Annotated in this window: 7 protein-coding genes; 1 reads left to right on the forward strand and 6 read right to left on the reverse strand. The window is 69.7% G+C overall.

Annotation, left to right across the window (positions count from 1 at the left end; all coding sequences use genetic code 11):
• Positions 1–4 precede the first annotated feature (4 nt).
• The 5 genes from RMT89_RS00845 to RMT89_RS00865 form a co-directional block, all read right to left on the reverse strand.
• Positions 5–1,810 (reverse strand): ABC transporter permease subunit, encoded by a 1,806-nt coding sequence (locus tag RMT89_RS00845; RefSeq protein ID WP_315881930.1) that lies wholly within the window; start codon positions 1,808–1,810, stop codon positions 5–7.
• A 4-nt stretch (positions 1,811–1,814) separates the two neighbouring features.
• A complete protein-coding gene (locus RMT89_RS00850) occupies positions 1,815–2,744 on the reverse strand; it encodes a branched-chain amino acid ABC transporter permease (RefSeq protein WP_315881931.1) in 930 nt (309 codons plus the stop codon).
• Positions 2,745–2,894: 150 nt separating this feature from the next.
• Positions 2,895–4,124 (reverse strand): branched-chain amino acid ABC transporter substrate-binding protein, encoded by a 1,230-nt coding sequence (locus tag RMT89_RS00855; protein ID WP_315881932.1) that lies wholly within the window; start codon positions 4,122–4,124, stop codon positions 2,895–2,897.
• Positions 4,125–5,419: 1,295 nt separating this feature from the next.
• Positions 5,420–5,908: a hotdog fold thioesterase gene (locus RMT89_RS00860; protein WP_315881933.1), complete on the reverse strand. Its 489-nt coding sequence runs from the start codon at positions 5,906–5,908 to the stop codon at positions 5,420–5,422.
• A 39-nt stretch (positions 5,909–5,947) separates the two neighbouring features.
• The gene (locus tag RMT89_RS00865) at positions 5,948–8,227 is read right to left on the reverse strand and encodes an FdhF/YdeP family oxidoreductase (protein ID WP_315881934.1); all 2,280 of its coding nucleotides are present in this window, start codon (positions 8,225–8,227) and stop codon (positions 5,948–5,950) included.
• Positions 8,228–8,405: 178 nt separating this feature from the next.
• On the opposite strand from RMT89_RS00865, the gene polA reads away from it, so the two are divergent.
• Positions 8,406–11,132, forward strand: a complete 2,727-nt coding sequence (gene polA / locus RMT89_RS00870) for a DNA polymerase I (protein ID WP_315881935.1) — start codon at positions 8,406–8,408, stop codon at positions 11,130–11,132.
• Between the two features lie 311 nt (positions 11,133–11,443).
• Here the strand turns inward: polA and RMT89_RS00875 are convergent, their stop codons facing one another.
• Positions 11,444–12,277: a DUF4184 family protein gene (locus tag RMT89_RS00875; RefSeq protein WP_315881936.1), complete on the reverse strand. Its 834-nt coding sequence runs from the start codon at positions 12,275–12,277 to the stop codon at positions 11,444–11,446.
• Positions 12,278–12,292: the final 15 nt, after the last annotated feature.

Below are 12,292 nucleotides of genomic sequence, written 5' to 3' on the forward strand. Positions count from 1 at the left end.
TTCGTTACGCCCCTGCCTTGGTGACGGCCGGTTCGTCGGTCAGCGTCGCTTGTTGTGGTACGTCGAGTTGGCCGGTCTCGTGGAATTCGAGCTGGCGGCGGCGGTTGGCGATGATGCCCTCCGGGCGGAAGCGCATCAGCAGCACCAGCGCGATACCGAAGGCCAGCAGCGACTTGTCCTGGAGGAAGTTGAGCTTCTCCGGGAGCAGGTACAGCAGCGCGGCGCCGAGCAGCGGGCCCGCGACCGTGCCCATGCCGCCGAGGACGACGGCGGCCAGCAGGAACGCCGAGTTGGGCGGCGTGGAACCGGCGAACTGGTACGGCGTCGGCACCACGGAGTAGGTCACGTGGGCGCTGACCGTGCCGGCCAGACCCGCGAGGGCCGCGCCGAGTGCGAACGCGACGAGCTTGACCCGGAATCCGTTGATGCCCATGGCGGTCGCGGCGGTCTCGTCCTCCCGGATGGCGATCCAGGAGCGGCCGATGCGGGAGTCCGCGGCGCGCGTGTAGACGAGGACCACGATGGCCATGATCAGGACCATCAGCAGGTAGTAGTTGGCGAACCGGCCGAGGGTGAAGCCGCCGATGTCGTGCGACTCGCCCAGGTTGAACCCGAAGAAGCTCAGGTCCGGGATGGACGGGATGCCGTTGGGGCCGTTGGTGATGTCCGGGCCGGAGGCGCCGTCCATGTTGTTCACGGCGATACGGAAGATCTCACCGAAGCCCAGGGTGACGATGGCGAGGTAGTCGCCGCGCAGCCGCAGGGTCGGGGCACCGATGAGCACACCGAACAGCAGCGAGGCGGCGGCGCCCGTCAGCGCCGAGGCCCAGAAGGGGAACTGCACGCCGGAGAACCGGGAGAACTCCGAGCCCGAGACCAGCGCGGCGGTGTAGGCGCCGACGCCGAGGAAGGCGACGTAACCGAGGTCCAGCAGGCCGGCGAGGCCGACGACGATGTTCAGGCCGAGCGCGACCGTACCGAAGATCAGGATGTTCACGCCGATGTTGGCGTAGTGGTCGTCGCTCTGGGTGAAGGGGAACGCGATCGCGGCGACGAAGCCCATGGCCAGCGTGAAGCTGCGGTTGTGGGCGACGATCCGGGAGAAGCGGTCCAGCAGACCCGCCGTGTGCAGCGCCCACAGCGAGAAGGAGATCAGGATCAGGTAGCCGACGAACAGCTCGCCGTACTCCGTGCCGATGCCGTAGGTGAAGACGGCCAGGCCGATCACGGTGACGACCGTGATGACCGCCCGCTCGACCCAGGGCGCGAGCGCCTTCGGGGCGGCGATCCGGTCGGGCTTGGTGACGTACGCCTTCAGGTTCTCCTTGGTGTCCTCACCGAGCCGCTCCGGCAGGGCGAAGGCGCCGAGCACGGGGAGCAGGGAGGCGACGGCCGCGATCCAGCCGCCGGGCTCCAGGTTGACCACACCGCCGAGTTCCGCGCAGATGGCGATGACGGTGAACCAGGTGGTGGCGAAGCCGCCGAGCGCGGTGAGCACCAGGGGGGCGTTGTTCCCGGCGGGCAGCAGCCAGCCGAGCCCGGGGATGCCGTACGAGGACAGCGCGAACAGGGCGGTGAGCGCACCGGCGATGAAGGTCAGCCACTGCAGGCCGCCCGGGTAGCCGGTGTAGGTGAGGTTGCCGGGGAACTCGGAGGTCCAGGTCCAGGCGAGGAAGGCCGAGGCGGCGGTGGCGATACCGCCGGCCAGCAGGAGCGCGCGGGCCGCGGCGAGCGGCAGCGCGATCAGACCGCGGGCGGCCGGGGTGGGGGCGGCCGGCGTGTCAGGGGTGGTCTTCTCGATCTCGGTCACGTGATCACGCCCTGTCCGCGACGCGCTCGCCGAGCAGACCCTGTGGCCTGACCAGGAGTACGAGGATGAGGAGGCCGAAGGCCCAGACGTTGGCCCAGCTCTGGCCGCCGAGCTGCTGCATGCCGGGGATCTCGTCGATGTACGCGGAGGCCAGGGTCTCGGCGATACCGAGGACCAGACCGCCGAGCATGGCGCCGTAGATGTTGCCGATGCCGCCGAGGACGGCCGCGGTGAAGGCCTTGAGGCCCATCAGGAAGCCCATGCGGTAGTCGATGTTGCCGTACTTCAGGCCGTAGGCGACGGCGGCGACGGCGGCGAAGAAGCCACCGATCGCGAAGGCGATCACGATGATGCGGTTGGTGTCGATGCCCATCAGCTGGGCGGTGTCCGGGTCCTGCGCGGTGGCCTGCATGGCGCGGCCGGTGCGGCTCTTGCGGACGAAGTACGCCAGGGCCGCCATGCACACGATCGCGGAGAGGATCAGGAAGATGTCGGCGTCCTTGATGGTGATGGAGCCGATGTCACGGGTGGTGTCCAGGCCCGGGAAGGCGATGGCGCGGTCGGCGCCGGGGTAGAAGTTCCGGACGACTTCCTGGAGTGCCAGGGAGAGACCGATGGCGGTGATGAGCGGCGCCAGGCGTGGTGCTCCGCGCAGTGGTCGGTAGGCGAACCGTTCCGCGCCGACGGCGATGAGGACGGCCACGAGGCCACCGCCTATCAGCATCAGCGGGACGGCGACGGCCATCGCGGTGCCGTCGGGAAGGATGTAGAAGTAGACCGTGAAGGCGCCGAAGGCCCCGGTCATGAAGATCTCGCCGTGCGCGAAGTTGATGAGCTGGACGATGCCGTACACCATCGTGTAGCCGATGGCGATCAGCCCGTACATCGAGCCTAGAAGCAGCCCGTTGGCCAGCTGCTGCGGCAGGGTGTTCACCGCATGGCCTCCATGTCGCTGGATGTCGTGTGCACTGGTCGCGTGCAAGGTCGTGGGTGCACTGAACGTGTGCAGGTACTGGGTGTGAGAACGGGCCGCGCGGTCGGGGTCCCCTCCCGCGCGGCCCGCGTTGCTGATGGGCTGCCTGGGTCAGCCGAGGTTGGCGGTGCCGGTCTTCACGGCCTTCCACGCACCCTTTTCGACCTGGTAGACGGTCAGCTGCTTGTTGGTGGTGTCGCCGTACTCGTCGAACGCGACCTTGCCGCTGAGGCCCTCGAAGTCCGACTTCTGGACCTCCTCGACGACCTTGGCACGCAGGTCGTTGATGTCGCCGGGGACCTTGCCGTCGTTGGCGTCCACGACCGCCTTCACGGCCTTGATGATGGCGGTGGTGGCGTCGTAGGAGTAGGCACCGTAGGCGCCGTAGTCACCCTTGTAGCCCTTGGCCTTGTAGGTCTCGATGAACGACTTCGCGGCGGGCAGGGTGTCCGCGGGGACGCCGATCGCGGTCGCGAGGTCGCCCTCGGTGGCCGCGCCGCCGACCTCGATGTAGGTGGTGGCGAACATGCCGTCACCGCCGAACAGCGGGATCTTCACCCCGGCGTCCTTCATCTGCTTGGTGAGCAGCGCGGACTCGTCGTACTGGCCGCCGTAGTAGAGCAGGTCGGCGCCGGAGTTCTTGATCTTGGTGACCAGCGAACCGAAGTCCTTGTCACCGGTGTTGACGCTGTCCGTCTGGACGACCTTGCCGCCGAGCTTCTTGAACTGCTCGTTGAAGATCTTCGCCAGGCCGGCGCCGTAGGTCTGCTTGTCGTCGACGACGAAGGCCTTCTTCTTCTTCAGGCCGTTGTACGCGTAGTCGGCGGCGAAGCTGCCCTGCAGCTCGTCCGTGGTGGCGGTGCGGAAGTAGGTGTCGAACGGACGCTTCTTCTCGCTCTGCCAGTCCTTGCCCTGGGTCAGCTCAGGGGCGGTGTTGGACGGGGAGATCTGGACCATCTTGGCCGAGGCGAAGACCTGCTGCATCGTCTGGGCGACGCCGGAGTTCAGCGGGCCGACGGCGCCGACGGCGGTCTTGTCGCCGGTGATCGCGGTGGCGTTCGACTGGCCGGTGGCCGGCTGCGCCTTGTCGTCGTAGGCCTTCAGCTTGAAGGTCACGCCCGGGACGAGCTTGTTCTTGTTGGCGTCGTCGACGGCGATCTGGGCGCCGTACTGGATGCCGAGGCCGGTGGTGGAGTTCTCACCGGACAGGGGCGCGTCCACGCCGATGGTCAGGGTGGTGGTGTCCCCGCCGCTGTTGTCGCTGCCGCCGTTGTCGTCTCGGGAGCCGCAGGCGGTGAGCGTCAGAGCTCCGGTCGCGAGGACGGAGGTAAGTATCACCAAGGAACGTCGCACAATCAGTCCTTTCCGCAGTCACGCCCGCCCCGGTCAGGGGCGGCGGGTGCCGCGCTGGTACCGAACTCCCGATGGAGCGGTGACTGGCCGTGACTCTAAGCCCGGTATGTGCGGATGGGCATCGGCGTGAGCTTCCTTGTGACTTTCTTGTTATGACGTGGTGGAGGGCGGGCTTCGGCTGAGGGCGCTCTCAGCCGTTTTGGCGGAATATCCACTCAGTCCGCATTCTGAGAACTTGCACTTCCGATTGGCCGTGGGGCCGGTCGCGCGGGTACGGCGTCGCAGGCCGCGTGGAGGAGATCGGAAACGTCCCGCGAGAATGCGCCACCGAAGATGAAACTGTGGCGCTGTATTGCGTGAGTGTTACGCAGCGTTACGTCGAGATAGTGAAAGCCCGCATCCAGGGGCAGTTCCGAACAGTCGGATACGGAAATCCCCACCGTGGTACGGCGAGTTGTGCCTCCCGGCACGGTGAACTCGGGCCGGGGGGTGCTGCGGGCCGTGATCCCGTCGAAGGCGGCGCCGGTAACTCGCAGGGTGACGTCCGGCCCCCGGAGAACCGACACGGCGAACCGGAAACGTCCGCTGGTGGCAGGGGAGTTGGGCTTGTCGAGGGTCCCGGGATAGTCCCACCTGGTGACGTTGACAGGCCAGGCGGCGAGGTCGGAGGGCTCGGACGATTCGGGATCCCCGGGCGCGAGTAGCGGCTGCGTCTGCCGCGGCGGGCGGCGGGGCAGACGTGCGTCGGTCGGCGTCGAATCGGCCGGGGTGGGGGTCCGGGGGGGGGTGCCTGGAGTCGTACGGCGAGCCGGGTGGCCGGGCGTCTGTCGGCGTGGGCGGGTGCGTCTGCCGCGGCGGCGGCGGGGTAGCCGGGCATCGGTCGGCGTCGACCCGGCCGGGGTGGGCGTGCGGGGGTGGTGCCTCGGCCTCCTTGCGGGTGGGGTGCCGACGACCACGGCCTGCCGGGTTCCGGCGGCGGGCCGGGCGTCTGTCGGCGTGGGCGGGTGCGTCTGCCGCGGCGGGCGGCGGGGTAGTCGGGCGTGGGTCGGCGTCGACTCGGCCGGTGTGGGCGTGCGGCGGTGGTGGCTGGGGTCGGCCGTACTGCTGCCTCTGCCGTCGCTGCGGAAACCATGCCGCTGGGCGGCGCCCACCCCGGCGGCGGCGCTGATGGGCTCGGTAGCTGCGGGCAGTCGTGCCGCTGGGGTGGCGCCCGCTGCCGAAGAGAGCGGCACCCTCTTGGCGCAGGGCTACTCCTCGCTCAGCCCCTGCGCGCGGTCAGTCGATCAGCCGGCGGCGCCCACGGGCTCGCCGTCCCCCGGCCGCACATCCCGCAGCAGGCAGGTCAGCCGGGCCGTGCACACCCGCTTGTCGTCCTCGTCGCTGATGACGATCTCGTACGTCGCGGTGGAGCGCCCCCGGTGAACCGGCGTGGCCACCCCCGTCACCAGACCCGACCGCGCCCCTCGATGATGCGTGCAGTTCAGATCGACACCCACGGCGATCTTCGAAGACCCCCCGTGCAACATCGACCCCACAGACCCCAAAGTCTCCGCCAGGACCGCGGACGCACCTCCGTGCAGCAACCCGTACGGCTGCGTGTTCCCCTCCACCGGCATCGTCCCGACCACCCGCTCCGCCGACGCCTCCAGGATCTGCACGCCCATCCGCGTCCCCAGATGCCCCGCCGAGAACAGCGCCGGCAGATCCACCCCGAGCGCGGCGTACTCGTCAATGACCTCTTGCGGGAACTTCACCTGCTGTTGCTCGCCCATGGGGTCGGACTCCGTTCGTCGTCGGTGCTGAGCAAACGCTCAGTCGGTCGCCGATTGTTCCAGACGCACCACGACGGACTTGCTGGCCGGGGTGTTACTGGTGTCCGCGGTGGCATCCAGCGGCACCAGCACATTGGTCTCGGGGTAGTACGCCGCCGCACACCCCCGAGCCGTCGGATAGAGCACGACCCGGAACCCGGGAGCCCTCCGCTCGACCCCGTCCTTCCACTCACTGACCAGATCGACGTACGACCCGTCCGCGACCCCGAGCGCCGAGGCGTCCTCGGGATGCACCAGCACCACCCGCCGGCCGTTCTTGATCCCCCGGTAACGGTCGTCGAGTCCATAGATCGTGGTGTTGTACTGGTCGTGCGACCGCAGCGTCTGCAGCAACAGCCGCCCCTCGGGCAGCTCCGGATACTCGACCGGCGCCGCCGTGAAGTTCGCCTTCCCGGTCGCCGTCGGAAACCGCCGCTCGTCACGCGGAGCGTGCGGCAGCGCGAACCCACCGGGATGCGCCACGCGCGCGTTGAAGTCCTCGAACCCCGGGACGACCCGCGCGATGCGATCACGGATCGTCGCGTAGTCCTTCTCGAATTCCTCCCACGGCACGCGGCTGTCCGAGCCGAGCACCCGCCGCGCCAGCCGGCACACGATCGCCGGCTCGGACAGCAGCTGGGCACTCGCCGGCTCCAGCCGCCCGCGCGAGGCATGCACCATGCCCATGGAGTCCTCGACGGTCACGAACTGCTCGCCACTGCCCTGAAGATCACGCTCGGTCCGCCCCAGCGTCGGCAGGATCAGCGCCCGCGCCCCCGTGACCGCATGCGAACGGTTCAGCTTGGTCGACACATGCACCGTCAGCCGCGCCCGCCGCATCGCCGCCTCGGTCACCTCCGTGTCGGGCGACGCCGACACGAAGTTGCCGCCCATCGCGAAGAAGACCTTCGCCTTGTCGTCCCGCATCGCGCGGATCGCCCGTACGACGTCATAGCCGTGCTCCCGCGGCGGCGCGAACCCGAACTCCTCCTCCAGGGCGTCCAGGAAGGCCGGGGCGGGCCGCTCGAAGATGCCCATCGTGCGGTCGCCCTGCACGTTGGAGTGGCCGCGCACCGGGCACACGCCCGCGCCCGGGCGCCCGATGTTGCCGCGCAGAAGCAGGAAGTTGACCACCTCGCGGATGGTCGGCACGGCGTGCTTGTGCTGGGTCAGACCCATCGCCCAGCAGACGATCGTCCGCTCGGAGGCGAGGATCATGCCCAGCGCCCGCTCGATGTCCGTGCGGGCGAGGCCGGTCGCCGCGAGCGTCTGGTCCCAGTCGGCGGCCCGCGCTTGCGCGGCGAACTCCTCGTAACCGTGCGTGTGTTCGCGCACGAACTCCTCGTCGACCGCGCCGTCCGTCTCCAGGACCAGCTTGTTGAGGAGCCGGAACAGCGCCTGGTCCCCGCCGATGCGGATCTGCAGGAACAGATCGGTGAGGGAGGCGCCCTTGAGCATGCCCTGCGGGGTCTGCGGGTTCTTGAACCGCTCAAGGCCGGCCTCGGGCAGCGGGTTGACGCTGATCACCTTGGCGCCGTTCGCCTTGGCCTTCTCCAGCGCGGAGAGCATCCGGGGGTGGTTCGTGCCGGGGTTCTGGCCGGCCACGATGATCAGGTCGGCCTGGTAGAGGTCCTCCAGCAGCACGCTGCCCTTGCCGACGCCGATGGTCTCGTTCAGCGCGGAGCCCGAGGACTCGTGGCACATGTTCGAGCAGTCCGGCAGATTGTTGGTGCCGAACTCGCGGGCGAACAGTTGATAGAGGAACGCCGCCTCGTTGCTCGTGCGCCCCGAGGTGTAGAAGAGGGCCTCGTCCGGGGAGCCGAGGGCGGTCAGCTCCTCGGCGACGATGTCGAAGGCGCGCTCCCAGGTGACCGGCTCGTAGTGGTCGCCGCCCTCGGGGAGATACATGGGGTGGGTCAGCCGACCCTGCTGCCCCAGCCAGTAGCCGCTGCGGGTCGCCAGATCGGCGACGGAGTGCGCGGCGAAGAACTCCGGGGTCACCCGGCGCAGGGTGGCCTCCTCGGCGACCGCCTTCGCGCCGTTCTCACAGAACTCCGCGGTGTGCCGGTGCTCCGGCTCCGGCCAGGCGCAGCCCGGGCAGTCGAAGCCGTCCTTCTGATTGACCCGCAGCAGCGTCAGCGCGGTCCGCTTCACGCCCATCTGCTGCTGGGCGATGCGCAGGGTGTGCCCGATGGCGGGAAGCCCCGCCGCCGCGTGCTTCGGCTCGGCGACCTGCGGCGCGTCCTGAACCGGATCACCCTTGGGCGGCTTCGTCGCCATCGCACGCTCTCCTTACGACTGCGTATGTGAGGTACGTCTCCGATCCTCGCACGTGTCAGTGACAACGCCCGAGCCCGGGTTCGCCGGAGGGCGCGAGCAAGGGTTGCGGCAAGCGCCCGGGCACCGCCGATCCGGCCGTGGGCCCCGACTGTCAGTGCGGCGTGGCAGGATCGGGGACGTGGCAGAGACAGCATCGAAGAAGACCGAGACGACCCCAGGCGGCAACCGTCCGCGCCTGATGCTCATGGACGGGCATTCCCTGGCCTACCGCGCGTTCTTCGCGCTGCCCGCGGAGAACTTCACGACGGCGACGGGCCAGCCGACGAACGCGATCTACGGCTTCGCGTCGATGCTGGCCAACACGCTGCGCGACGAGTCGCCCACGCACTTCGCGGTCGCCTTCGACGTGTCCCGCAAGACCTGGCGCTCCGAGGAGTTCACGGAGTACAAGGCGAACCGTTCCAAGACCCCGGACGAGTTCAAGGGCCAGGTCGAGCTGATCGGCGAGCTGCTCGACGCGATGCACGCCGAGCGCTTCGCGGTCGAGGGGTACGAGGCGGACGACGTCATCGCCACCCTCGCCACCCAGGCCGAGGCCGAGGGCTTCGAGGTGCTGATCGTCACCGGCGACCGGGACAACTTCCAGTTGATCACCGAGAACGTCACCGTGCTGTACCCGACGAAGGGCGTCTCCGAGCTGACCCGGTTCACCCCGGAGAAGGTCTTCGAGAAGTACGGGTTGACGCCCGCGCAGTACCCCGACTTCGCGGCCCTGCGCGGCGACCCGTCCGACAATCTGCCGGGCATCCCGGGCGTCGGTGAGAAGACCGCCGCGAAGTGGATCAACCAGTTCGGCTCGTTCGCGGAGCTGGTCGAGCGCGTCGACGAGGTCAAGGGCAAGGCGGGCCAGAACCTCCGTGACCACCTGGAGGCGGTCAAGCTCAACCGCCGTCTGACCGAGATGGTGCGCACCGTCGAGCTGCCCAAGACCGTCACCGACCTGGAGCGGGCCGCGTACGACCGCAAGGCCGTCGCGATGGTCCTGGACACCCTGGAGATCCGTAACCCGTCCCTGCGGGAGCGGCTGCTCGCGGTCGACCCCGGTGCCGAGGAGGCCGAGGAGACCTCGGTCGTCGCGGCCGGCGTGGAGCTGGACGGCAAGGTGCTGGGCACCGGCGAGCTGGCCCCGTGGCTGGCCGAGCACGGCACCGCGCCGCTCGGTGTCGCCACCGTCGACACCTGGGCGCTCGGCACCGGCTCGGTGGCCGAGGTCGCGCTGGCGACGGCCGGGGGTCCGGCGGCCTGGTTCGACCCGTCCCAGCTGGACGAGGCCGACGAGACGGCGTTCGCGGGTTGGCTGGCCGACGCCGGCCGCCCCAAGATCTTCCACAACGCCAAGGGCGCGATGCGCGTCTTCGCCGAGCACGGCTGGACCGTGGACGGCGTGACCATGGACACCGCCCTCGCCGCATACCTGGTCAAGCCCGGCCGCCGCTCCTTCGACCTGGACGCGCTGTCCCTGGAGTATCTGCACCGCGAGCTGGCCCCCGCCGCCGCTGCCGACGGCCAGCTCGCCTTCGGCGCGGACGACGGCGCCGAGGCCGAGGCGCTCATGGTCCAGGCTCGCGCCGTCCTCGACCTCGGCGAGGCCTTCGAGGGCCGGCTCCAGGAGGTCGGCGCGGCCGATCTGCTCCGTGACATGGAGCTGCCCACCTCCGAGCTGCTGGCCCGTATGGAGCGGCACGGCATCGCGGCCGACCGCGCCCACCTGGAAGCCATGGAACAGATGTTCGCGGGCGCCGTACAGCAGGCGGTGAAGGAGGCGCACGCGGCAGCCGGACACGAGTTCAACCTCGGCTCGCCCAAGCAGCTCCAGGAGGTCCTCTTCGGTGAGCTGGGCCTGCCGAAGACGAAGAAGACCAAGACCGGCTACACCACCGACGCCGACGCCCTGGCCTGGCTCGCGAGCCAGACGGACAACGAACTCCCGGTGATCATGCTCCGCCACCGTGAGCAGGCGAAGCTCCGGGTCACGGTCGAGGGCCTGATCAAGACGATCGCGGCGGACGGCCGGATCCACACCACCTTCAACCAGACGGTCGCCGCGACCGGCCGGCTCTCCTCGACGGACCCGAACCTCCAGAACATCCCGGTCCGCACCGACGAGGGCCGCGCGATCCGCCGGGGCTTCGTGGTCGGCGAGGGCTTCGAGTCCCTGATGACGGCGGACTACAGCCAGATCGAGCTGCGCGTGATGGCCCACCTGTCCGCCGACGAGGGGCTGATCGAGGCGTTCACCTCGGGGGAGGACCTGCACACCACGGCCGCCTCCCAGGTCTTCGCCGTGGAGCCGGCCGCGGTGGACGCGGAGATGCGCCGCAAGATCAAGGCGATGTCCTACGGCCTGGCGTACGGCCTCTCGGCCTTCGGCCTCTCCCAGCAGCTGAACATCGAGGCCGGCGAGGCCCGCGCCCTGATGGACGCCTACTTCGAGCGCTTCGGCGGCGTACGCGACTACCTGCGCCGAGCCGTCGACGAGGCGAGGGCGACGGGCTACACGGCGACCCTCTTCGGCCGCCGCCGCTACCTCCCCGACCTCAACAGCGACAACCGCCAGCGCCGGGAGGCGGCCGAGCGGATGGCCCTGAACGCCCCGATCCAGGGTACGGCGGCCGACATCGTCAAGATCGCCATGCTCAAGGTCGACGCAGCCCTGCGCGAGGCCGGCCTCAAGTCCCGCATGCTCCTCCAGGTCCACGACGAAATCGTTCTGGAGATCGCCCCGGGCGAGCGCGAAAAGGCCGAGGCACTGGTCCGTGAGCAGATGTCGAACGCGGTCACCCTGGACGTCCCGCTGGGCGTCTCAGTGGGTTCGGGCGCGGACTGGGAGTCGGCGGCGCACTGAGAACCAGGGGAGCGATGGCTCCATGAGGGGCGCGGGGAACTGCGCGACCAGCCACAGAAGACCCGCGCCCCGACAACAACAGCAAGCAGGCAGACGTGAACGAACCATCACCCACGTGGCCCCTGCAAAGACGCCGCCACCCACCCAGGCCCGTCAGGATGCGGGCATGGGCATACGCATACCCTCGCTCCACCGCCGGACGGCACACGCGGCTGACGCCAGCACCCCCCGCATCCCCACCGACCTGCGGGCAACCCTCCTCCTCTGGGCAGAGCTCACCCGGCCCGCACGGCCACGCCCCCTGCGCAGAGTCACCGTATTTGTGGCGTCCGCTGTGCGGGCGCCCCGGCAGGACGCCACACCCTGACCCCCACCGCGTACACCAGCACCCCCAGCACCAGTCCCGCGCCCGCCCCGAAACACAGCGTCGGAACCAGTTCCCAGGGCTTCGCGACCGACCCCCAGTACGCCCACCAGCGCACCGCCCGCTGCACCGCGAACACCGTCGCGCAGCCGAAGAGCACGCCCCCGGCGACCCACCGGTCCCGCGAGGACAGCGCCGGCACCCCGACCGGCGAAACGCCCCCCGGAATTCGCCGTAGCGCGGCCACGAATGACCCCGCGATGACGACCGCCGCCACCGCCGAACCGCCGTACTGCAGATACCAGTACAAGGGGGACCCGGCGAATGACTCCCCCAGGAGGGGGAAGAGCCGTATCCCCCACCGGTCGAGATGCGTGAACGCGTCCCACACGACATGGGTGAGCGCGCCGAGGACCGCGGAGACGTACCACCACAGCACCAGATCCGGCCGCACGCGCGCGCGTGGCGCACCGCAGCGCAGCAGCGCGGCGACCCGCCCCTGCCGGGCCGGCGGCAGCAACGCCACCAGCGGCTCGCGCACCAGCAGCCACAGCCCCACCAGCGCCCAGATGATGGCCACATCCACCGTGAACACGCCCGTGAAGGAGTGCGTGACGTCGCCGAACTCCATCGCGCCGGGCACCGCGCTCGCCGCGTAGTAGGTCACGTCGGGACCGAACGACCCCGCCACGAGGACGGCGGGTACCAGCCGGCCCCGGCCCGTTCCGTCGGTGCGCACGGCGGGCAGAACGGCCGCCGCATGACTCAGGGTGAACGGCACCGACGCTCCTCACTG

The organism is Streptomyces sp. P17, from assembly GCF_032436805.1.
Classification (GTDB): domain Bacteria; phylum Actinomycetota; class Actinomycetes; order Streptomycetales; family Streptomycetaceae; genus Streptomyces.

What these genes read in the sequence shown, in the direction of transcription:
- RMT89_RS00865 (WP_315881934.1), bottom strand. Translation starts at nt 8,227, where the DNA reads ATGGCGACGAAGCCGCCCAAGGGTGATCCGGTTCAGGACGCGCCGCAG.
- RMT89_RS00860 (WP_315881933.1), bottom strand. Translation starts at nt 5,908, where the DNA reads ATGGGCGAGCAACAGCAGGTGAAGTTCCCGCAAGAGGTCATTGACGAG.